Source organism: Nostocoides vanveenii (assembly GCF_039531165.1).
Lineage (GTDB): Bacteria > Actinomycetota > Actinomycetes > Actinomycetales > Dermatophilaceae > Nostocoides_A > Nostocoides_A vanveenii.
Map to the genome: position 1 here is coordinate 1 of NZ_BAAAPN010000027.1, position 20,396 is coordinate 20,396.

Sequence of the window (20,396 nt, forward strand, 5' to 3'; positions counted from 1 at the left end):
GTCCGCGGTCCGGTCCTGGCTGCCCAAGGCCAGCGTCTCGGTCGACCACTTCCACCTCATCCAGCTCGCCAACGCCATGGTCACCAACGTGCGCCGCCGCGTGTCCTGGGACCGGCACGACCGCCGCGGCCGAGGCAGCGACCTGACCTGGGCCAACCGGCTCCTGCTCAGGCGCGGCTACGACTCCCTATCCGCCCGCGGCCGCACCAAGCTCAAAACCGTTCTCGCCCAAGACGACCCGACCCGTGAGATCGGCGCCGCATGGGGCGTCAAGGAACAACTCCGCCGCGTCCTGGCCTGCACCACCGTCGCTGACGCCCAACGTGAACGAGCCACCTTCAACCGCTACGTCACCCTCGCCGCGATGCCCGAGACGAGCCGGCTGAAGAAGACCATCGACACCTGGTGGCCAGCGATTGCCACNCAATGTCAACGGCATCCGGGCAGCCCAACGCCGCGGCTTCGGCACCTGGTTGACCCGGACCGAACCCGATGTGGTCGCGCTGCAGGAGGTCCGTTGTCCGGTGACAGCGCTTCCGGAGGATGCGTGGGGTGGTTACCACGCGGCATACGACCCGGGGCAGCTTGCCGGACGCAATGGGGTCGCCATCCTGACGCGGGTCCCGCCGGTCGCGGTGCGCACCTGGTCACCCACCGCTGACTGGAGCGTCCCAGTGGCTCGCGAGCTGCGCGCCTTCGCCGACGAGGGCCGGTATGTCGAGGCCGACCTCGCAGATGCGCCCCTCACCATCGCGTCGGTTTATGTCCCCAAGGGCGGCCTCCCGGCGCATCTGCAGATCCCCGGGCGGATGCGCGAAGCACCGGACGGGGGCGCGGCATACGTCCGGAAGTTGCGCTTTGCGCGCGGGCTGACCCGGCACCTGGAGCGGTCTCGGCGCGCAGCGGCCTCGCGCGGCCGGGAGTTCCTCGTCATGGGCGACTTCAACGTCGGGCATACCGAACTGGATGTCGCTGCCTGGCGGCGCTCCAAGGGCGCGGTGGGCTTTCTGCCCGAAGAACGTGGGTGGCTGGATGGCCTTGTGACCGCCCGCGGGCTGCACGACGTCGTCCGCCGCCTGCATCCTGGCGTGAGCGGCCCGTATACGTGGTGGTCGTGGCTTGGTGGGTCGTATGCCGCGGACACCGGGTGGCGGATCGACTACCACTTCGCGACGCCCCGCCTCGCGCGCACGGCCCGGCGCGCCTGGGTGGATCGCGAGGTGGACGGTGTGCGGATCAGCGATCACGCGCCGGTGACCGTGGACTACGACGTGGCGCAGCTGCGTTAGATCGAGTGGCCGAGGTGGGCCAGCGCTTGTCGCAGCAGCACCCCGTGGCCGCCGTCGAGCTCGGCGAGGATCACCGGGTCGCAGGCTTCCTCCGGGGAGAGCCAGGCCAAGTCGAGCGCGTCCTGCTGCGGCGCGCAATCGCCGGCGACCGGGACGATGAAGGCGAGCGCGACGGCGTGCTGACGGGGGTCGTGGAAGGCCGTGACACCGGGCGTCGGGAAATACTCCGCAATCGTGAAGGGCAGCGGGCTCGGCGGGATTTGCGGCAGGGCGACCGGCCCGAGATCCTTCTCCAGATGCCGGAGTAGCGCATCGCGCACGCGCTCGTGATAGAGCACCCGGCCCGAGACGAGTTCGCGTTGGATGGCGCCGTCGGCCGAGGCGCGCAGCAACAGGCCGACACTGGTGACCACGCCGCCCCCGTCGACGCGCACGGGGATCGCCTCGACATACAGGATCGGCATCCTTCCGCGGACGGTCTCCAGCTCGGACTGGCTCAACCAGGCTTCCTGGCGGTCGACGTCCATCCGGTTCATGGCTGGCTTTCTATCACCGCTCGGGTCGCCGGCGCGTCCGGGAAGGCGATCGGCGGGTCGAAGGCGGCCCGTCGTGCGGCCCGGCGCAGGGCGCCGAGCACGGCCGGGCCGATGACCGCGATGAGTGCGGCATTGGTGATCGCCCGGCCCAGGTCCCACCCCAGGCTGGTGGCCAGCGAGAAGAGAGCGAAGCGGTGCAGGTTTGCCCCGATTGGGTCACCGGCGATGAAGGAGAGGCCGGTGCCGGTGCCGACGGCGAACGGCCAGAAGGAGAAGTTGAGCAGCCACCCGTAGAGCAACCCCGCGACCGCCCCGTATGCCGCAAGCACCGCGATCTCCGCGCGGCCCCGCGCACGCGGCAGTAGCCCGGCACCGAGCCCGACCCAGGCCGCACCGAGCATCTGATAGGGCAGCCACGGGCCGACACCGCCGGTGAGCAGCGCCGAGGCGAAGAGCGTCGTCGCCCCGAGGACGAAGCCGAAACCCGGGCCGAAGACGCGGGCCGCGAGCACTAGGAGGAAGAAGACGAGTTCGACGCCGGCGCTCCCGGCGCCGAGGGGTCGCAGGATGGCGCCGACGGCCGAGAGCACCCCGAGCATCGCCACCGCCTTGACGTCGAGGCCGCCGTCGGCGATCTCGGCAAGGACGACGGCGAGCAGGAGGGGGAGAAGCAGCGCGAAGACGAAGGGGGCGTCGCTGCCGTGGGCGAGCCCGGAGCCCGGATCGACGAACAGCGGCCAGCCGAAGGCGAGGATGCCGGCGACGCTGACCAGGGCGATGGCGAGGGCCGACCGCGGGCGCAGCCGGATGGCCCGTGTCGCCGTCATCGCGAGTCCCCCTGGGGCAGAGCCTGCTGCAGCTGGGCGAGAGTGAGGATCGGGTGCGGGGCGAGGACCTTGGCCAGTTGCGGGGCGAACGCGGGTGAAGCGGCGACCACCTCGGCGCTCGGGCCCTGCGCGATCAGTTCGCCCTCTGCGAGGACGACAACCTCGTCGGCACAATCGGCAACGAACTCGACGTCGTGGGTGGAGACGACGACCGGCTGTCCCTGGGCCGCCAGGGCACGGAGGGTGGTAGTCAGCGCAGCCTTGGCGGGGTAGTCGAGGCCGCGGGTCGGTTCGTCGAGCAGGAGGACATCCGGCGCGGCGCTGAGTTGGACAGCGAGCACGAGGGCGAGTTGCTGGCCGGCCGAGAGGTCGCGCGGGTGGCGCTCGGGCGGGATGCCGGGGGCGAAGGTCTCGAGCAGGGCCGCCGTGTGGCCGGTGGCGTGCCCGCTGTCGGCGTCGGCGCAATGGCACTCCGCGGCAACGGATTCCAGATAGAGCAGGTCGCTGGCATTCTGGGGGACCAGAACAACGCGTCGGCGCCGCTCGGCGGGTTTGAGGTCGCGAGGGTCGCTCCCGTCGGGCAGGCGGACGGTGCCGCCGGTGCGCGGACCACTGCCTTGCAGGGCCCACAGCAAGGAGGACTTGCCGGACCCATTGCGGCCCATCAGCGCGGTGATCCGGCCGGCGGCGAAGGCCACGCTGACGTCGGCCACGGCTCGCACGCGCCCATAGTCGACACGGACCCGGTGCGCCGTGAGACCTGGGGCGGCCGGCCCCTGTCCGTAACCTCTGCTAGCAGGGTTTATGTCACCTCCAGCAGGGTCTACCGTGCTGGAGGTGACATAAACCTTGCTAGCAGAGGTGTGGGACAGGGCGGTCCGCAGCGGGGCGGCGGCGCGGCGGGCGTCGCGGATGCTCACCGGCAGCGGCGACCAGCCAGCCCAGCGGCCCAACTCCACGACGGGCGGCGCGATGCGCGACGTCCGCATGATCTCGGCGGGGGAGCCCGAGCGCACCTGGCCGTCGACCACGTCAAGCACGTGATCGGCATACTGCAGGACACGCTCGAGGCGGTGCTCAGCGATCACGACCGTGACCCCGAGGTCGTGCACGAGCCGGGTGATCGTCGCCAGCACCTCCTCGGCACCCGTCGGGTCGAGCGCGGACGTCGGCTCGTCGAGCACCAGCAACCGGGGATGGGTGGTCAGCACCGCCCCGATCGCCACCCGTTGCTGCTGACCACCGGAGAGATCGCGCAGCGGCGCTGCCCGCAGGTCGGCGATCCCGAGGAGGTCGAGCGTCTCCTCGACGCGCTTGCGCATCGTTGCCGGCGGGAGCGCCAACTGCTCCATCCCGTATGCCAGTTCCTCCTCGACCGTGTCGGTGACGAACCCGGCGAGCGGGTCCTGTCCCACGACGCCGACGATGTCCGCAAGATCGCGGGGCCGGTGCGTCGCGGTGTCGCGCCCGGCGACGACCACAGAGCCGTGCACCGTGCCGCCGGTGAAGTGTGGGACGTGGCCGTTGAGGGCGCCCAGCAGCGTCGACTTGCCCGAGCCGGTCCGGCCGACCACGACGACCAGCTCGCCCTCGTCGATCTCCAGGGTGACGTCGCGAAGGGTCGGCGCCACGGCGTCTGCATAGCGAATCGTCAACTGCCGCAAAGAGATCATGAGGCAGCCTCTCGGGCGACTGGTCGCGTCGACGCCAGCGGGGGGACCGGCGTCAGGACCGCCGGCGCGGCAGCCACCGCGACGCCGAGCAGCGCAACCACTGGCGCCTCCGGCGCGCGCAGCGGCAGCAATGGCATTCCCAGCGATGCCGGGTCGTGTTGCAGCACAATAAAAGTCGCGGCGAGGGCGACGAATCCCGATGCGACAGTGAGCCATTCCGGCCCGGACCAGGGCTCACGTCGATAGATGGTCCGTGGCACCGACCGCCCTGCGGACCAGAGGCCGCCCACGCACGCGACCAGGCCGGCGACGAGCACCGGCAGGCCGAGGAGGCGCGGTGTGGTGGTGTCGAGTACGCCATAGATTCCGACGCACGCGCCCAGCAGGCCCAGCAGGGTCAGGGCTGGCGTCACCCGGCCCCGCGGCGATGCCTTCCGCCGGCCGTAGCCACGGCCGTCCATAGCGGCCGCCAGCGCCAGCGACCGGTCGAGGGTGTCCTGGAGCACCGGCATCGCCAGGGCGCGAAAGGCCTTGAGCCGCTTGGCATCGTCGCCGCGCAACAGGCGCGCTCGACGCACGCGCACGACACTCTCGGCTAGGTGCGGGGCAACCGTCACGGCAACCACGAGCGCGGCACCGATCTCGTGCAGCGCAGCCGGGAAGACCTTGAGCAGGCGCTTGGGCGAGGCCAGCGCATTAGCTGCCCCGATCGCCAGGATCATCGTCCCGAGGCGCACCCCCTCCAAGGCCGCCCCCAGCGCCCCTTCGAGACGCACCGTCCCCAACAACTCGATCCCCGCCGCCCAGGACGGCAGGTGGAAGGAGGGGAGCGGCAGGATCGTGATCGTCCCGAACTTCAGCCCGACTAGAACGTGCAGCACCAGCCGGGTGACGACGATGACGGCGCCCAGAACGGCATACAGCCGGAAGGCACGGCCCCACGGCGATCCGTCTCGGCGCGCCAGCACAACAGCGACCAGCACCCCGATGATGGCCGCCAGCAGCACCGGATTGGTCGTCAGCCCGGCGGTGGCGGCGAGGGCTAGTGCCCAAAGCCACCAGGCCGCCGGATGGAGATGCCGGATCACGCCTGCGTGGCTCGATCCCGTTGTCGCCGAACGATGCTCGCCCCGAGAACGAGCAGTATGCCGATCCCCGCCCCCGCGCCGATCGTCACCGCCGCCGATGGTCCCGACCCACCCGTTGTCGCCGCGGGCGCCGCGTCCGCGTTGGGTGGCGCCACCGAGCCGGCGCCCGACAAGGGGGTCGAGCTGCTCGCCGCACCCGACGTGCTTGACGTCGTGACGGTGCCGCTCGTGCTGCTGGATCTGCCCGCCCCGGACGGCGTGGTCGCGGCCGATGCTGTGGTCGGTGTCGATGCCGGCGTGGACGTCGAGGTCGCCGGCCCGGCGGACCCGGGATTCGTGGTGGATGAGGGCGGCGCGGTCGCGGGCTTGGTCGTCGTCGCGGGCGCGGACGGCGCGGTCGCCGGCGGCGCCATTCCCGGGGCACGCCCGGCGCCGAAGGCCAGCCCGATCGCCGTGCCGGGCGCGGGGTCGAGCGAGGCGGCTCCGGAGCTGGCGTAGGTCCACGATCCGCCCGCGGGGGCCGACCACAGCGCCCAGTAGGCGCTCGACGGTGGGGTCTGGACGCAGGCCTCCTGATCGGGGCCGGGATAGCCCGCCACCCGGCAGATGAAGCTGCCCGGGAAGCGCTGGGTGCCTTCGAGCGCGAACCCGGCCGCTTCGATCGCGGACCAGGCATTCGCGGGATCGCCTGCGGCGCAACCGGTTCGGAGGCTCGATCCGAAGTCGACGATCACCGAGACGCCGGACGTGCCGGAGCAGGTTGCGGCCTGCGCCGGCGCTGCGACGCCTGCCGCCGCCAGGCCGACAGCCACCCACCCAAGCGCTGCGATGGTGCCCGTATGCCGGGCCCCACGGGTGCGCCCCACTGCGTTGTGCGGTGCGGATCGCCCCGCAGCAGCCGTGGTGCCCGAACGTCGCGCCACACCCCGCGCGAGCAGCCTCGGCGTCCGGCCGGTCCCGGGCGCCGGACGTGGTCCTCGACTCACTTTGGCACCGCGACAGCCGGCGGTTTGCCTGCGCCATAGGCCCAGCCGCGGACGGTGCCGGGCTTGGGGTTGTCGGTGCCGGCGCCGACCGTGGCGTAGGTCCACGTCCCGCCGCGGACGGCGGTCCAGTAGGACCAGTATTTCGTCGACGGCGGCGCGACCACGCACGCGTCCTGGGCCGGTGTGGGCTTGCCGTTGATCCGGCACACCATGCCCGGGAAGCGCGCGACGAAGGCATAGGTGAAGCCCGCGCCCTTGAGCGCCGTCAGGCCCGACGTCGGGTCGCCCGGCGCGCACGACTTGGTCGTGGTCGAGCCGAAGTCGACGATCACCGTCACGCCCTTGCCGACCGGGCAGATCGCCGGAGCCGGAGCCGGGGCCGTCGACGGGGCCGCGCTCGAGGAAGCAACCGGGGCGGCCACCAGAGACCCCACGGCAACGGCGGCGCCGGCGGACAGGACCGCGAATGAGCCTCGGAGAGAGCGTGTTTGCATGATCAGTGGGTCCTTCCACGTCGGAGAATGGCGCTGGCGCCCGCTGCGCCGAGAAGAACGAGGGCGCCCGCGATGACGAGCGGACCGCCGCCTGAGCCGCCGCCGTCGTCCCCGATCGGCACCGCGGCGACAGCAGTGGCCTGCCCGGTGGGCGCATCGGTTGCGGCGGAGGTGAGGGGCCCGGCCGGGCTCGATGCGTCCGTGGTGGAATGCGACGCGGTGGCCGTGACCGTCCGAGTGACGGTGGGCGCGGGCGCAGTCACGGTGACTGTCGCGGCCGCCGTCGAAATGACCTGCGGCGCCGCCGATCGCGTGACCGTCGCCGTGACGGTACGCGTCACGCTGCCGGACGTCGGCGCCGTGCTGGTCGACGCCCCCGCGGACGTCGACGAACCTCCCGACGACGATGTGCTCGTCGACGAGGGCGTGCTCGTTGCTACGCCACACGCGGATGAGGGGGCCGTCGCCCCATCGATCGTGATACCCACGAGCGAGACGCCGGCTAGCCCCAGCGCCGCTTGCGCGCTGGACCTGCGTTCCTGGTCACTCGCCGGCCGGCCCGAAGCCAACACATCGGCATACGCCGCCGCGTCATAGGCGACCGCACCGCGCACGGATTCGTCTGCGTCACAACCAAATTGGAGCGAGAGCAGGAAGTTCTGAGCATCTCGCGCAGCATCGCCCCATGCCTCGCCGGACAGCGCGAACGCCATCGCCGAAAGGCCGGTCGTATTGCTGTTGGGTGACGACGCGCCAGTGCCACCGCCGATCCCACCATCGGCCCCCATCCGCGCGCGCAGGTAGCCGAGGGCCCGGTCCGCCGCCGCGTGCTCGCCGGTGTCGCGCAGCGCGGTGACAGCCAGCGCGGTCGGGTCGGGGTCGCTGACGCACCCATCGTCCGTGACATAGAGGCGGAACCCGCCGTCGGCGCATTGCTGATCGAGCAGGAAGCCCACCGGCCTCGCCGGCGCCGCCCCCGCGACCTGCGTGGTCGCCAGGATCCCGAGGGCCTGGGTGTAGGTGTTCGATGTGTCGCCGTATGCCGTTCGGTCGGCATAGCGCCCGTCGGCGCCTTCCAGCCCCGCGAGGTCCGCGACGAGGTCGCGGCCGGCGAAGGCGCGCGGGTCGCCACCCATCGCGGTGGCGAGGAGCACGGTCTTGGCGACCGGGCCGGCATACAGCTCGCTGGGCGCGATCCCGGGTCCGAGGTATGTGCCCAACTCCGGCGCCACGGCCGACACCGCACGGCGCGCCTGCTCGGGTCCGACACCGGTGGCGAGCATGCCGAGCACGGCGTCGATCGTCAGGCCGGGATCGGCCTGGTCGGTGCCCGGATAGGGGAGGACCCCGTCATAAGCATCGAGTTGGCGGGCGAGGAAGCCCCCGACTTCGCGCGTCGACCTCGAACCCCCAGCGTCGGCCTGTGCGCCCGCGGCAGCACCCACGCCGACAATCCCGGCGACGGCGAGGCCGGCCGTGCAGGCGGTGAACAGGTGGGTGGGGCGCACGGCACTGACTCCTCGCACGCGGCGCGACGAGCCGGGAGGCCCGGCCTGCCGGACCGCATCCCTCGGCGGTGGACAGAAGATTCGACGCGGGCAAGGCATTCCGGCTCGCCGCTTGCGCGGCCTACGGCTGCGGGTCAGCGCCGGACTTCGACCGGCTTCCCCTCGAACGCGTGGCTATCGCTCGCGCGATAACCAGAGAAGTTTAGCTCAGGGTGACCGAGCCGCGGCCCGAGGCCCTCGGGCACGCCCCAAAGACACCCCCCGAAGTTTGCCCACGCAGAGCGTGGGACCCTCGCTCCTTCGGCCAACGCAGAGCGTATGACCCAGCTTCAATACTTCGCGGGGACAGCTGTCCGTACGGGTTGTCTAATACGGCCTTGGTCAGCGGCCGCCCGCCGGATCCTCGCGCTCGGCCCGCAACGGCCGGCTGGAGAAGAACGCGAAGATCTCCGCCAGCGACAGGTCCTCATAGATCAGCCCGTGGACGAGGGAACTGATCGGCATCTCCACGCCGGCCTTCGCTGCCAGCGCCTTGACCGACTTGGCGTTCAGCACGCCTTCGGCGACCTGACCAAGTTCGGCGCAGACGTCATCAAGCGAGCGCCCCTGGCCGAGCCCGAAGCCCACGCGATAGTTGCGCGACTTGACCGACGAGCACGTCAGCACCAGGTCGCCGACGCCCGAAAGTCCCGACAGCGTTAGGGGATTCGCGCCCCGCGCCACCGCGAGCCGGGTGATCTCGGCCAGCCCACGGGTGATCATCGCCGCCCGCGTGTTCGCGTCAAATCCGAGCCCGTCGCCCGCACCCGTCGCGATCGCGATGACATTCTTCGCGCACCCGCCGATCTCCACGCCGACCACATCATCGGTGACATAGGGCCGCAGGAAAGGCGTGTGGAAGGCGTGCTGCACGGCCACCGTGACCTCGTCGTCGGAGCCCGCCACCGTCACCGCCGTCGGGAACTCGCGCGCGACCTCGACGGCGAAGGACGGGCCGGACAGGAAGGTCAGCCGCGGATGGAGCACCCCCGGCAGGACGTCCTGCAACACCTCGCTCATCGTCATCAGGTTGTCGACCTCGATGCCCTTGGTCACCGAGCAGATCAACGCGCCACGTCCGATGAAGGGCGCCGCGGCGTTCGCCACCACGCGCATCGCGTGCGAGGGCACGGCCAGCACCACCAGTTCGGCCCCGGCCAGCGCTCGTTCCAGATCGGGCTCACCGGTCATCCCGGGGGGCAGCGTGATGCCGGACAGATAGCGGGCGTTCTCGTGGCGCTCGGTGATGTCGGCGAGGACCGGACCATCGATATCCCACATGGTCACGGCATACGACTTGCTGGCCAGCGCGTAGCCGAGCGCCGTGCCCCACGAGCCCGCACCGAGCACCGTCACGCGCACAACCGACCACCTCTTCCTCGTGCCCACCCCGTATGCCGTGAGCGTAGTGAGTGCGCCCGCTCGCCGCGAGTAGATGTGACCCAGCGCGCCGCGCCGCCGCGACCGGCGAACCGGTCGCAGTCGCTAGATTCCGGCCATGGACGAAGTCGTGGTCGAACGCGTGCTTCGCGTGGTCGAGTTGATCCCACGCGGGGAGATCGCGGCATACGGCGAAGTCGGCCAGATCGTCGGATGCGGCCCGCGCCAGGTGGGGGCGATCATGAGCCGGTGTGGCGGTGGCGTCCCGTGGTGGCGCGTCACCAACTCCTATGGCGACCCGCCTACCCACCTGCGCGACGAGGCGGTCGCGCGTTGGCACGCCGAGGGCATCGCTCTCAAGCCCAACGGACGCGGCGCCCGACTCGCCGTGTTCGGCACCGACCAGGCCGTTCTCGCCGCCCGTTACGAGGCCGGGCTCGCGGGCGACAAGGCCCGCGGGCAGTTGGATCGCTGACCTCGAACCCACCCCATCCGCGAGTCGTCCCCTGGGTGGACTCGGTGAAGCAGCGCCGGGTCCTCGCGATCTCACCGATGTGCGGATTTCGCCAAAGCGCTGCGGGCTTCCGCGCGCCGTCCTATCGTCTCGAATCGAGTCAGAGCCCGATCTCGATGTGCAACGGCGTTCCGAAGGAGTCAGAAATGTCCGGGGATTTGTGGGTTTCGAGGGGTCGGCGCGTGGCTGCCGCTGCGGCACTGGCGATCGGCTTGACCGCATGCGGCGGCTCATCAACGAGCCCGTCGTCCGGCGCGGCGAGCACGGCGCAATCGCCGCCCAGCTCGGACGCGGCGTCCGAGGCGTCGAGTCCGACTGCGACCTCCGCCGACGAGAGTGAGTGGCTGGCTCTTGACATGAAGGTCCGCGTGGTCAACCTGTGGCACCCGGTGGACTCGACCACCGGAGGAGCCGTCGATGTCTACTCCGAGATAGCTCAAGACGGCAAGAAGCTCATGACGGTGGCTCCCGGCACCGTCAGTGAACTCGTTGTGCCCTATATGAAGAAGCTCGTCGCCGGCGAGGGGGAGAAGACCTTCAACCTGTCGTTCTATCCCGAGGGCAAGACAGTCCGAGACGACGAGCTCATCTACCAAGGTGAAACGTCGGCGAGTGGCTTGGTCCTGACGTATGTGCTTCTGCCCCCGTCTCCCGATAGCGATGGCGGCTCGAGCATCCAGGTGTTCGCCGACGAGACCGGATCCTCGACGGACTGGTCGACTTCGCTCGTGGGGACGCCGCCCGCCGGCAAGGCAGCGCTCATGCTGAACGCCACTGCCTTGCAGTATGCCGGCAAGGACCCGAACGACTACCCGACCTACCTCGCCTCCACCACCGCCGGAAAATGCATCGGCTATCTGGATGGGGACGGGACGGAGCACACGGACACCAGCAGCTTCTCGCTGATCGGCGGGACCTCCGGCATGACGGTCGTCCTCGATCAAGGCGAGCAGATCCGCATCAACAAGACGGGCCCGACGTCCGAAGGCGTTGACAAAGTGTGTGCGTCCAAGCCGGTGGTCCCCGCCACGGACACCGGGCTCACCGCCGGCCGCCGGGCCTACGGCTTCCTCTATGGCACTGACCCCAGCGCGCCCCAACTGTTGCTCGTCCCCATCGGTTGACGGCGCGTCCGGACGACGTCCTGGCCCGCCGGCAGCCCGGTGCCGCCGTCAGCGCACCACCCGGATGTTGAACACGGGCGTGCCCAAGGCACCCATGGCGCGCAGATAGAGGGGAGGTACATCTCGGTTCCCCGGGCGGTCTCGATGCCGCCCAGATCGATGATCTCCGTATGCCCGAGCTGCGCCAGCAGCCGCGCCACCTCACCCTTGGCGGCGCTTTCGTCCCCGCAGACGACGATCGTCGTCGGCTCGGGGAGCGGTCCCGGGTCGGTCATCAACGCCGCCGTGACCGTGTTGAGGGGCCTGGCCACCCGGGCCTGCGGGAAGGCGAGCTGGATCTGCTCGCCGAGCGAGTCGGTGTCGGCGACGAAGAGAGTGGGCGGGATGCCGGCGTGATCGGCATACCAGGTGGCGAAGGGCGGGATTGCCCATGCCGTCCTGGTCGGCCCGCGCGAGCGTGGTGTCCGGGTACCGCGTGCCGATGGTGACCGCGTGGCTGGCACTGCTCCACGGCAGGCCGCGACGGGCGGGCGTGAGTCCGCGGTGAACCCGAGGGGCGGGTCAGTGCCACGCGGCGAGGCGGGCCCCCGCCCGTTGGTAGTCCGTTGTCCCGGTCGCGACCTCGACCACCAGGTCGTATGCCGGGTCGTCTTCGACGTCGATCGTGTGCCCGCCCAGCCCAAAGAAGACGACCGTCGCCAACCAACCGAGGCGCTTGTTCCCGTCCACGAGCGGGTGATTTCGCACCAGGGATTCCAACAACACGGCGGCCTTCGCGTCGAGGCTCGGGTAGGCATCGCGCCCGAAAAGACTCGTCCGCGGTCGGGCCGCGGCCGCGTCCAACAACCCGAGATCGCGCACCGGCCCCACGCCGAGGTCACCGACGAGCGTCAGCAGGTCCTCCAGGGTCAGGAACTCGGTCACTGACCGAGCCGGTCGAGGACGGCCGCGTACCTTTCCCGGGCCGCGGCCGACAGGACCCGGACCCGGTCCTCGTGCAACTGCCTGGCGCCGGCCGCGCGGATCGCGCGGAGCGCAGCCTCATGCTTGCTCACACCCTCGGCCGCCGCGAGTGCCGCGAGGGTCTCCTCGTCGCGCGCATCCAGTCGCAAGGTCATCGCCACGCCGTGATTGATACCAGAGTGGTATCAATCATCACCCTTGTCCGTGCGCCGGCCGGACCGGGTCGCCACATCCGGAAAGTCGGACGTGGCCCGGCGGCCGGGCGGATAGAATCGGGCACAACAGCGTTCGAGCCGTCATCAGCGGCGAGCTTCCGGAAGAACAGCCGCCACGGCATACGGGCGGCTCATTAGACCCGGACGGGTGGGCCCGTCAGCGCCTTCGGCAAGAGCGGCCGTATGCCGCGTGCCCACCCGGGCGCGCACGTGCGGCAAGCGAGGTGGTACCGCGGTGGCGGCCCCCGACCGGGGTCCGGCGTCGTCCTCGTGGACGACCCGCCGGCGACCGTCGGCCCGATCGCAGGAGCTCACCCGCCGCCATGGCCTACCCCAAGGTCTCCACTCTCCACGCGCACACTGCTGCCGGCTCCGCCGCCGACCCCGCCAAGGGCGCGGCCTTCGGCATCCCCTCCAGCCCGCGCTTCCCCCAGATCGAGGAGGCGGTGCTGGCCTACTGGGAGCAGGACGGGACCTTCCAGGCGTCGATCGACAATCGCGACGCCGGCGAGGCGGGCAGCAATGAGTTCGTCTTCTACGACGGTCCGCCCTTCGCCAACGGGCTGCCCCACTACGGGCACTTGCTGACCGGCTACGTCAAGGACCTGGTGCCGCGCTACGAGACGATGCGCGGGCGCCGCGTCGAGCGCCGCTTCGGCTGGGACACCCACGGGCTGCCCGCCGAACTGGAGGCGATGAGCCAGCTCGGCATCAAGACGACCGATGAGATCCGCGAGCTCGGCATCGAGAACTTCAACGACAAGTGCCGCCAGTCGGTCTTCGAATACACCGATGAGTGGCGCGACTATGTCACCCGCCAGGCGCGCTGGGTCGACTTCGACAACGACTACAAGACGCTCGACCTGACCTATATGGAGAGCGTCATCTGGGCGTTCAAGCAGCTCTACGACAAGGGCCTGGTCTACGAGGGCTTCCGCGTGCTGCCCTACTGCTGGAACGACCAGACCCCGCTGTCCAACCACGAGTTGCGGATGGACGAGGACGTCTACCAGGTCCGCCAGGACCCGGCCGTCACCGTCGGTATGCGCGTGACCACGCCCGGTCCGCTCGAGGGTGCGCTGCTGCTCATCTGGACCACGACGCCGTGGACGCTGACAGCCAACCTCGCCGTCATGGTGGCGGAGGACATCGAGTATGTCGTCGTCGAGTCCGCGATCCCGACCGGCCGGCCCGAGCGCTACGTGCTCGCCGCGGACCGGGCGCCGGCCTACGCCAAGGAACTGACGGGCGACGCCAAGGGCGACGTGAGCGCGCTGGTGGTGGCACGGCATACGGGCGCGGAGTTGTTGGGGCTGACTTACACGCCCCCGATGAGCTACTTCCTCGGGCACGAGCGGGCCTTCCGGGTCGTGCCCGCGGACTTCGTGACCACCACGGACGGGACCGGGCTGGTCCATACGGCCGGTGCCTTCGGTGAGGACGACAAGGTCGTCACCGACCGCGAGGGCATCGAGGCGGTCGTCCCGGTCGCCATCGACGGGACGTTCACCTATCCGGTCACCGACTACACCGGGCTGCTCGTCCTCGACGCCAATATCCCGGTCATCGACCACCTCAAGGCGCGCACCCGGCTCGACGCCGACAGCGCAACCGGCGAGGTCGGCTCAACCACCGAGGGGACGGTGCTGCTCAAGCGCGAGTCCTATGCCCACTCCTACCCGCACTGCTGGCGCTGCCGGCAGCCGCTGATCTATATGGCGGTGTCGAGCTGGTTCGTCTCGACGACGACCATCCGCGAGCGGATGATGGAGCTCAACCAGGAGGTCACCTGGGTGCCCGCGCACATCCGCGACGGGCAATTCGGGCGCTGGCTGGAGAACACCCGCGACTGGTCGATCTCGCGAAACCGCTTCTGGGGCAGCCCGATCCCGGTCTGGCGCTCGGACAACCCGGAGTTCCCGCGGGTCGACGTCTATGGCTCGCTGGATGAGTTGGAGCGCGACTTCGGCGTGCGCCCGGACAACCTCCACCGGCCCTTTATCGACGAGCTGACGCGTCCCAACCCCGACGACCCGACGGGTGCCTCGACGATGCGGCGGGTCACCGACGTTTTCGATTGCTGGTTCGAGTCGGGGTCGATGCCCTTTGCCCAGGTGCACTACCCCTTCGAAAATCGCGAGTGGTTCGACCACCACTTCCCGGGCGACTTCATCGTCGAATACATCGGGCAGACGCGCGGCTGGTTCTACACCCTGCACGTGCTCGCGGCCGCGCTCTTCGACAAGCCGGCCTTCCAGACGTGCGTCTCGCACGGCATCGTGCTGGGCAATGACGGGCTGAAGATGAGCAAGTCGTTGCGCAACTACCCCGACGTCCGCGAGGTCTTCGATCGCGACGGCGCCGACGCGATGCGCTGGTTCCTGATGTCGTCACCGATCCTGCGCGGCGGCAACCTGATCGTCACCGAGCAGGCGATCCGCGAGTCCGTGCGCCAGGTGCTGCTGCCGCTGTGGAACGTCTGGTACTTCTTCTCGCTCTACGCAAATGCGTTGGGGGAGAACGGGTATGAGGCTAAGCGCTCCACGGAGTCGACACATCCGATGGACCGCTACTTGCTCGCGAAGTTGCGCGACTATGTCGCCGAGTCGACCGAGCAACTCGACCGCTTCGAAGTGGCGTCGGCGTGTGACACGACGCGATCCTTTCTCGACGTGCTCACCAACTGGTATGTCCGCCGGTCGCGAGAACGCTTCTGGGACACCGGATCCGGCGACCGCGCCGCGACCGAGGCGGCTTTCGACACGCTATGGACGGTGCTCGAGACCGTATGCCGCGTGACCGCCCCGCTGATGCCGCTCACCACCGAGGAGGTATGGCGCGGCCTCACCGGCGAGCGGTCGGTGCACCTGACGGACTGGCCGGGTCTCGATGACCTGACCGCCGATCCCGCGCTGGTCGAGGCGATGGACCGGATCCGCGACATCTGCTCGGTCGCGTCCGCGCTGCGCAAGGCTGCCGGGCTGCGGGTTCGCCTGCCCTTGGCGCGCCTGACCGTGGTCACCGATCACGCCGACGCGCTGCGACGTTTCGCCGACATCGTCGCCGACGAGGTCAATGTCAAGGCTGTCGAGTTTCTCGACGCCGAGCAGGCGAAGGCTTCGGACTTCGGTGTCTCGCAGCGCCTTACGGTCAACGCGCGCGCGGCCGGCCCGCGCCTGGGCAAGCAGGTGCAGACCGTGATCGCGGGCTCGAAGTCGGGGGACTGGTCGGTCGAGGCCGACGGTACGGTGGTGTGCGCCGGCATACCGCTGGTCGACGGCGAGTTCGCGCTGGAGACGACGATCGCCGACGGCTCGGGCGGCAGCCAGGCGACGGCGATGCTCAGCCACGGCTTCGTCGTCCTGGACACCGACGTCGACGTCGACCTCGAGCTCGAGGGCGCCGCCCGGGACCTGATCCGCGAGGTGCAAAAGGCGCGCCGCGATGCCGGTCTGGACGTCTCGGATCGCATCGCGCTGACGGTGGTTGGGCCGGAATTCGTCCTGCGCGCGGTCCGGGCGCATGAGGAGTTGGTCCGCGGCGAGACCCTGACCACCTACCTGGAGTTGCTCGGTGATCTCGCCGAACTCAACCTCACGGAGGCCGATGTCACCGGCGTGACGGTGGGTGAGCGCTTTCCGGCCAAGCTGAAGGTGGCCCGCTGGCAGGGCTGACGCCCGCGTGGTGGACGGGTCAGCCGGTGGGCGCCGCGCCCGGGCGGGCATCGCCGGGCGCGGCCAGGTCGCCGGGCGCGGCCAGGTCGCCGGGCGCGGCCAGGTCGCCCGGATCGACCATCCCCTCGGCGGGGCGCGCCGTCACGAGGCGAGTCGCGGCCGCAACGGCACGTTCGGCGAACTCCAGGCGCGCCCGCACCTGCAACTCCGCGGCCGCAACGAGTAGTTCACCCAATCGCTGGTCGGCCCCGGCCGGCCGTGCCCGGCGTATCTCGGCCAGATTGCGCAACTCCTGCAAGAGATCTCGACGCACCACCCGCAGCGTCGCGTCGAGAATGTCGGGGCGTCCCAGCCGGCTGGCCGCCATCACCTTCAGGAAGAGATCGTCCCGGTAGCCCGCGGAAGCACCCTCCGACTCCAGCAGCCACCGGTCGAGTTCCTCGCGCCCGGGGTCGTCAGGGCATAGACGACCCGGTCGGGGCGGTGGGCCTGCTGCTCGGCGTTCGCCACCGCATACCCGTCGCGGACGAGCCGGCCGAGCACCTGATAGACGTGCCCGATGTTGAGGCCGCCCCATTGCGGTCCCATCGTCTCTTCGAAGCGGGCCTTGAGGTCGTACCCATGGCGCGGGCCATCGACGAGAAGCGCGAGGACGGCATGGTGCAGGGCCATCCGGAGAGTACAGACGCACCTCTTGCATTGTGACAATGCATGAGGTGAGGATTCATCGCATGGGCATCGTCGTCAAGCGCGTGACCAAGGTCTACGGCACACCTCCGGCCGTCACGCGTGCCTGGGCGGAGTCGACCTGACGATCGGCGTTGCGATCGCCCGCGCCCTCATGAACGAGCCCGCAGTCATCCTGGCGAACGAGCCCACGGGCAATCTCGACAGCGCGACCGCCGTCGAGATCGTTGACCTCCTGCTGGACATCCGCGCCGAGACCGCAGCGACGATGCTGATCGCGACCCACGACCCCGGCGTCGCAGCGCGCTGCGATCGCATCCTCACCCTGCGTGACGGCGCGATCGTCGACGACACCGCACTCGACGCTGCCGCTCCCGCCGAACGCACGTGGGCGGACATCTCCGGTCCGGGCCGCTCATGATCAGGCGTCCGGCGAGCCGCTCGGGCCGCTGGCCGCTGGCGACCCGCTCCCGTGCGCTCTTCGTTGCCACCACCGGGTATGCCGTTCTCATGGGCGGCATCGAGACCTCCCGGCTCGCGGTTCGCGGCACGATCGACACAAACGCGGCAACCGCGGCCTATGACATTCTCGTGCGCCCCAAGGACACGCGACTGCCGCTGGAGGCCAGCGACCAGTTGGTCCAACCGGGCTTCCTCGACGGGCTAACCGGCAGCATTATGACGGCCCAGTGGCACGAGATCGAAGGCATCAGCGGGGTCGAGGTCGCGGTGCCGGTGGCGCTGATCGGCTGGACGATGCCCTTCGTCGCAGTGCCGATCGACCTGACCCCGTTCGCGCACATCACCGAGCCGATCCTGTTGCGCCGCAATACAACCCGGACCTACGACAATGGCGCCAGCACCGTCGCACAGACACCGTTGTTCATGTATGTCACGCCCAATCCGGTGCGGATGGTCTTCCCGAATCTCCAGGCGAATCCGGAGGACTTCGATCCCGCCCATTGGGTCGAGACCAAGCCCGACGGCACTGAAGTCCGCTTCGATATCGCGGGCACCAACCGGCCGCCGCGGACCGTCAGCGAGGGGCAGCCGATGTTCTCGGTGATCTCCACCGCAGAGATCGCCGAGCCCAGGCCGGGGACGCGCACCCTCGATGTGCTCTTTCCCTTTCCCTCCCGGCTGGCCGCGATCGACCCCGAGGCCGAGGCGAAACTGAGCGGTCTGGACCGGGCGCTGGTCTCGGGGACCTATCTGACCAAGGGCACCGAGCCGACCCGCATCTTCCCCTTCTCCGGTGGCCAGTCCGACATCCGGACGCCGGTGCCCGTGCTCGTCGGCGACGCGGCACCGGCGCGGCTGAGTGCGGCATACGGGCTCGAAGTGATCCACGGGCCGCTTGTGGACCTGCTGGCGAGGCGGGGCGCGCTCGGGCCGGAGGGCTATGACAAAGCGCTCAACCGCGAACTGATCGACGCGCACGGAACTCCCTCCGGAAGCGGCACCTTCGACTCGGACACCGCCTATCGCGACCTCCTCGACGCGATGGCGACGCCGGCCACCCAAGGCAAGTACTACGCCCGAAGCGTCCTGCGCATCCAGAGCACCAGTTGGGCCATTCTCACCGCCGACGCCAGCGGGCGCTTCGTCCCGGCCCCGGCGGAGGACGGCGACCTGGTCTGGGGCGTCAGCGATCTGACCGGCGATGTCGCCGACTCGGTCATCTCACCCGGCGGGGATGACGCGCGCCTGCGCACGCTCGCCGGCCACTTCGCCTCCCCAGCCCTCAATCCGCCGGCGGGTCAAGGTCGGCGTTTTCGACGCGCTCAAACTTCCGGGCAGCACCTCGCTCGGGCGGGTGCCGCTGGGCACCTTCGCCTTCACGCCGGCGCAGGGCGCGGACGCCGCGAGCCGGGCGATCCTGCACGATGCGCCCTGGCTCCCGGCGACCAATCTGACCGGCTATCTCGACTCGCCTCCGCTGATGTTGACCACCCTCGATCTCGCGGGCGTTTTCGCCGGCGCGCGCGTGTGGTCGCAGCCCGACTACGGGGGGATCGTCATACCGGAGCGGCCGCCGTTAACCGACGCCCGCTGTCTGCGATCCGGGTTCGGGTCGCGGGGGTGTCGGGCGTCGGTCCGGTGGACCGCGAGCGGGTGCGCGTCGTCGCCGAGGACATCGCCCGGCTGACCGGTCTCGACGTCGACATCACGATGGGCTCCTCGCCCGGTCCTCAGCGCATCGCCGTCCCGACCGGTGCGCACGAGCGGCCAGCGATGACCGTGACCCAACTGTGGGTGACTAAGGGCGTGGCCGCGCGCCTGATGACGGCCGTCGACCGCAAGTCGCTGCTGTTGAACTGGGTGGTCCTCGCGGCGAGCGGTCTGGTGGTCGCCAATGCCGTCTTCGCGAGCGTCCGCGCGCGCCGACGCGAGATTGGGACAGCCCGCGCGGTCGGCTGGACCCGGCTCGCGGTGCTGCGTCATGTGCTCGTCCCCGTGCTCTCCGCCGCCGTCGGTGCCGGCCTCGCCGGCTTGGTGCTGGCCGTTGTCGTGCGCGTGCTCCTGGCCGGCTCGGGAGTCGCCGGCGGGCAGCGCAGCGCGGCGCGAGGTCGTCACCAACGCGGACGTATGGCGCACCGTCGCCCTCGCGCCGCCCGTCGCTTTCGGCGTCGCCTTGCTCGCGGCGCTCCCGCCGGCGGTTTATGCCAGTCGGATCTCCCCGCTCTCGGCGACCCGGGCGCCGCTGTCACGGGCGGGTGCTCGCGTGCCGCGCCGCGTGCGGTCGGTCACCGGGCTTGCGACCCGATCTGTGGTGGCGGCACCTGGGCGGGCCGTCGCGGGCCTGCTGGGCGTGCTCGTTTGCGACGGCCGGGCTGGGCGCACTCCTGGCGATCCAGGCACAGTTTCACGGCCGGGCAGTGGGCACCCTGCTCGGCGATGCGGTCGCCGTCGAGGTGCGGGCGCCCGATGTCGCGGCCGTTCTCGTCACTGCAGCCCTTGCCGGTGTGGGTATCGCGCACCTGATCGGGACCGAGATCCGCGAGCGAGCGACCGAGTTCGCCGGGTTGCGGGCGATCGGCTGGACCGAGGCAACCATCGCCCGGCTGGTCGTCACGCACGCAGCCTTGGTGGCGCTCGCGGGGGCGGCGCTTGGTGCCGGCCTGGCCTGGTGGTTTGTCGAATCTGCCTTCGGGGGCGCCACCCGCCCGATGGCGCTGGCGATTGTGGGCGCCGGCGGGCTGGCCGTCGTCGGCGCCGCCCTGTTCGCGCTCATCCCCGCCCGCCGGCTTCGCGATCTGGGCACGGCCTTCGTTCTCGCCGAGGACTAGGCGTCTAGTGGTCCGTCGCTGAAACATGTTTACGTTTCCGGTCGATGGAGGCGAGGATTTCGTCGGCGGGTTTGGTCCAGGTGAAGGGGTGTGACCGGTCGTTCCAGCC

Annotated in this window: 21 protein-coding genes, 1 pseudogene and 1 riboswitch; of the genes and pseudogenes, 9 read left to right on the top strand and 13 right to left on the bottom strand. The window is 70.3% G+C overall.

Features of this window, described 5'->3' with window-relative positions; translation table 11 throughout:
• Window positions 1–58: 58 nt before the first annotated feature.
• Together ABD209_RS05020 and ABD209_RS05025 are read left to right on the top strand one after the other, a co-directional pair.
• A pseudogene (locus tag ABD209_RS05020) lies at window positions 59–373 on the top strand (transposase); the annotation flags it as partial.
• Window positions 374–416: 43 nt separating this feature from the next.
• Window positions 417–1,289: an exodeoxyribonuclease III gene (locus ABD209_RS05025; RefSeq protein WP_344062990.1), complete on the top strand. Its 873-nt coding sequence runs from the start codon at window positions 417–419 to the stop codon at window positions 1,287–1,289.
• Here the strand turns inward: ABD209_RS05025 and ABD209_RS05030 are convergent.
• From ABD209_RS05030 to ABD209_RS05045, 4 genes are read right to left on the bottom strand one after another with little or no spacing between them, the layout of a single operon-like run.
• A complete protein-coding gene (locus tag ABD209_RS05030; RefSeq protein ID WP_324386480.1) occupies window positions 1,286–1,825 on the bottom strand; it encodes an NUDIX hydrolase family protein in 540 nt (179 codons plus the stop codon). The two genes, ABD209_RS05025 and ABD209_RS05030, sit on opposite strands and share 4 nt — an antisense overlap.
• Complete coding sequence (locus tag ABD209_RS05035; protein ID WP_344062996.1) at window positions 1,822–2,652, bottom strand: ECF transporter S component; 831 nt, start codon at window positions 2,650–2,652, stop codon at window positions 1,822–1,824. The genes ABD209_RS05030 and ABD209_RS05035 overlap by 4 nt, the downstream gene beginning before the upstream one ends.
• Entirely contained in the window at window positions 2,649–4,325 is a 1,677-nt protein-coding gene (locus tag ABD209_RS05040; RefSeq protein WP_344062999.1) for an ABC transporter ATP-binding protein, read from the bottom strand. The genes ABD209_RS05035 and ABD209_RS05040 overlap by 4 nt, the downstream gene beginning before the upstream one ends.
• Complete coding sequence (locus ABD209_RS05045) at window positions 4,322–5,413, bottom strand: CbiQ family ECF transporter T component (RefSeq protein WP_344063002.1); 1,092 nt, start codon at window positions 5,411–5,413, stop codon at window positions 4,322–4,324. The genes ABD209_RS05040 and ABD209_RS05045 overlap by 4 nt, the downstream gene beginning before the upstream one ends.
• A 57-nt stretch (window positions 5,414–5,470) precedes the next feature.
• On the opposite strand from ABD209_RS05045, the gene ABD209_RS05050 reads away from it, so the two are divergent.
• Window positions 5,471–5,911: a hypothetical protein gene (locus ABD209_RS05050; RefSeq protein ID WP_344063005.1), complete on the top strand. Its 441-nt coding sequence runs from the start codon at window positions 5,471–5,473 to the stop codon at window positions 5,909–5,911.
• Between the two features lie 484 nt (window positions 5,912–6,395).
• Here the strand turns inward: ABD209_RS05050 and ABD209_RS05055 are convergent, their stop codons facing one another.
• The 3 genes from ABD209_RS05055 to ABD209_RS05065 form a co-directional block, all read right to left on the bottom strand.
• On the bottom strand, window positions 6,396–6,893 hold the full coding sequence (locus tag ABD209_RS05055) for a hypothetical protein (protein ID WP_344063008.1): 498 nt from the start codon (window positions 6,891–6,893) through the stop codon (window positions 6,396–6,398).
• 2 nt (window positions 6,894–6,895) lie between these two features.
• Entirely contained in the window at window positions 6,896–8,401 is a 1,506-nt protein-coding gene (locus ABD209_RS05060; RefSeq protein WP_344063011.1) for a prenyltransferase/squalene oxidase repeat-containing protein, read from the bottom strand.
• Window positions 8,402–8,473: 72 nt separating this feature from the next.
• A riboswitch (cobalamin riboswitch) is annotated at window positions 8,474–8,613 on the bottom strand.
• Between the two features lie 169 nt (window positions 8,614–8,782).
• Window positions 8,783–9,802, bottom strand: a complete 1,020-nt coding sequence (locus ABD209_RS05065; RefSeq protein WP_324388292.1) for an NAD(P)H-dependent glycerol-3-phosphate dehydrogenase — start codon at window positions 9,800–9,802, stop codon at window positions 8,783–8,785.
• Window positions 9,803–9,938: 136 nt separating this feature from the next.
• Between ABD209_RS05065 and ABD209_RS05070 the strand changes: the two genes are divergently transcribed.
• Window positions 9,939–10,295: an MGMT family protein gene (locus ABD209_RS05070; RefSeq protein WP_344063016.1), complete on the top strand. Its 357-nt coding sequence runs from the start codon at window positions 9,939–9,941 to the stop codon at window positions 10,293–10,295.
• Between the two features lie 139 nt (window positions 10,296–10,434).
• Here ABD209_RS05070 and ABD209_RS05075 read toward each other — a convergent pair whose 3' ends face one another.
• Window positions 10,435–10,692, bottom strand: a complete 258-nt coding sequence (locus ABD209_RS05075) for a hypothetical protein (protein WP_344063019.1) — start codon at window positions 10,690–10,692, stop codon at window positions 10,435–10,437.
• On the opposite strand from ABD209_RS05075, the gene ABD209_RS05080 reads away from it, so the two are divergent.
• Window positions 10,691–11,458, top strand: coding sequence for a hypothetical protein (locus ABD209_RS05080; RefSeq protein WP_344063022.1), 768 nt, complete (start codon window positions 10,691–10,693; stop codon window positions 11,456–11,458). The two genes, ABD209_RS05075 and ABD209_RS05080, sit on opposite strands and share 2 nt — an antisense overlap.
• Here ABD209_RS05080 and ABD209_RS05085 read toward each other — a convergent pair.
• The 3 genes from ABD209_RS05085 to ABD209_RS05095 are packed head-to-tail and all read right to left on the bottom strand — an operon-like array spanning window position 11,407 to window position 12,576.
• The gene (locus ABD209_RS05085; protein WP_344063025.1) at window positions 11,407–11,961 is read right to left on the bottom strand and encodes an NAD(P)-binding domain-containing protein; all 555 of its coding nucleotides are present in this window, start codon (window positions 11,959–11,961) and stop codon (window positions 11,407–11,409) included. The two genes, ABD209_RS05080 and ABD209_RS05085, sit on opposite strands and share 52 nt — an antisense overlap.
• Window positions 11,962–12,019: 58 nt before the next feature.
• Window positions 12,020–12,382 (bottom strand): type II toxin-antitoxin system death-on-curing family toxin, encoded by a 363-nt coding sequence (locus tag ABD209_RS05090; protein WP_344063027.1) that lies wholly within the window; start codon window positions 12,380–12,382, stop codon window positions 12,020–12,022.
• Window positions 12,379–12,576 carry a CopG family transcriptional regulator gene (locus ABD209_RS05095; RefSeq protein ID WP_344063049.1) on the bottom strand — a complete coding sequence of 66 codons (198 nt, stop codon included), beginning with the start codon at window positions 12,574–12,576 and terminating at the stop codon, window positions 12,379–12,381. The genes ABD209_RS05090 and ABD209_RS05095 overlap by 4 nt, the downstream gene beginning before the upstream one ends.
• A 383-nt stretch (window positions 12,577–12,959) precedes the next feature.
• Between ABD209_RS05095 and ileS the strand changes: the two genes are divergently transcribed.
• Complete coding sequence (ileS, locus tag ABD209_RS05100; protein WP_344063030.1) at window positions 12,960–16,310, top strand: isoleucine--tRNA ligase; 3,351 nt, start codon at window positions 12,960–12,962, stop codon at window positions 16,308–16,310.
• Window positions 16,311–16,329: 19 nt separating this feature from the next.
• Here ileS and ABD209_RS05105 read toward each other — a convergent pair whose 3' ends face one another.
• Window positions 16,330–16,677, bottom strand: coding sequence for a hypothetical protein (locus ABD209_RS05105; protein WP_344063034.1), 348 nt, complete (start codon window positions 16,675–16,677; stop codon window positions 16,330–16,332).
• A gap of 5 nt (window positions 16,678–16,682) precedes the next feature.
• Window positions 16,683–16,982 (bottom strand): PadR family transcriptional regulator, encoded by a 300-nt coding sequence (locus ABD209_RS05110; RefSeq protein ID WP_344063037.1) that lies wholly within the window; start codon window positions 16,980–16,982, stop codon window positions 16,683–16,685.
• 169 nt (window positions 16,983–17,151) lie between these two features.
• On the opposite strand from ABD209_RS05110, the gene ABD209_RS05115 reads away from it, so the two are divergent.
• Genes ABD209_RS05115 through ABD209_RS05125 form a run of 3 tightly spaced genes read left to right on the top strand, consistent with a single transcriptional unit; the run spans window position 17,152 to window position 20,287 of the window.
• Window positions 17,152–17,418: a hypothetical protein gene (locus tag ABD209_RS05115; RefSeq protein WP_344063040.1), complete on the top strand. Its 267-nt coding sequence runs from the start codon at window positions 17,152–17,154 to the stop codon at window positions 17,416–17,418.
• On the top strand, window positions 17,415–19,982 hold the full coding sequence (locus tag ABD209_RS05120) for an FtsX-like permease family protein (protein WP_344063043.1): 2,568 nt from the start codon (window positions 17,415–17,417) through the stop codon (window positions 19,980–19,982). The genes ABD209_RS05115 and ABD209_RS05120 overlap by 4 nt, the downstream gene beginning before the upstream one ends.
• Window positions 19,964–20,287 (top strand): FtsX-like permease family protein, encoded by a 324-nt coding sequence (locus tag ABD209_RS05125; protein ID WP_344063046.1) that lies wholly within the window; start codon window positions 19,964–19,966, stop codon window positions 20,285–20,287. The genes ABD209_RS05120 and ABD209_RS05125 overlap by 19 nt, the downstream gene beginning before the upstream one ends.
• Window positions 20,288–20,396: the final 109 nt, after the last annotated feature.

Excerpts from the sequence above, each read along its gene's own strand:
- ileS (WP_344063030.1), top strand. The coding sequence starts at position 12,960 with ATGGCCTACCCCAAGGTCTCCACTCTCCACGCGCACACTGCTGCCGGC.
- ABD209_RS05070 (WP_344063016.1), top strand. The coding sequence starts at position 9,939 with ATGGACGAAGTCGTGGTCGAACGCGTGCTTCGCGTGGTCGAGTTGATC.
- ABD209_RS05110 (WP_344063037.1), bottom strand. The coding sequence starts at position 16,982 with ATGGCCCTGCACCATGCCGTCCTCGCGCTTCTCGTCGATGGCCCGCGC.
- ABD209_RS05055 (WP_344063008.1), bottom strand. The coding sequence starts at position 6,893 with ATGCAAACACGCTCTCTCCGAGGCTCATTCGCGGTCCTGTCCGCCGGC.
- ABD209_RS05075 (WP_344063019.1), bottom strand. The coding sequence starts at position 10,692 with ATGTCAAGAGCCAGCCACTCACTCTCGTCGGCGGAGGTCGCAGTCGGA.
- ABD209_RS05030 (WP_324386480.1), bottom strand. The coding sequence starts at position 1,825 with ATGAACCGGATGGACGTCGACCGCCAGGAAGCCTGGTTGAGCCAGTCC.
- ABD209_RS05035 (WP_344062996.1), bottom strand. The coding sequence starts at position 2,652 with ATGACGGCGACACGGGCCATCCGGCTGCGCCCGCGGTCGGCCCTCGCC.
- ABD209_RS05105 (WP_344063034.1), bottom strand. The coding sequence starts at position 16,677 with ATGGCGGCCAGCCGGCTGGGACGCCCCGACATTCTCGACGCGACGCTG.
- ABD209_RS05115 (WP_344063040.1), top strand. The coding sequence starts at position 17,152 with ATGAACGAGCCCGCAGTCATCCTGGCGAACGAGCCCACGGGCAATCTC.
- ABD209_RS05080 (WP_344063022.1), top strand. The coding sequence starts at position 10,691 with ATGAAGGTCCGCGTGGTCAACCTGTGGCACCCGGTGGACTCGACCACC.
- ABD209_RS05120 (WP_344063043.1), top strand. The coding sequence starts at position 17,415 with ATGATCAGGCGTCCGGCGAGCCGCTCGGGCCGCTGGCCGCTGGCGACC.
- ABD209_RS05040 (WP_344062999.1), bottom strand. The coding sequence starts at position 4,325 with ATGATCTCTTTGCGGCAGTTGACGATTCGCTATGCAGACGCCGTGGCG.
- ABD209_RS05095 (WP_344063049.1), bottom strand. The coding sequence starts at position 12,576 with ATGACCTTGCGACTGGATGCGCGCGACGAGGAGACCCTCGCGGCACTC.
- ABD209_RS05050 (WP_344063005.1), top strand. The coding sequence starts at position 5,471 with ATGCCGATCCCCGCCCCCGCGCCGATCGTCACCGCCGCCGATGGTCCC.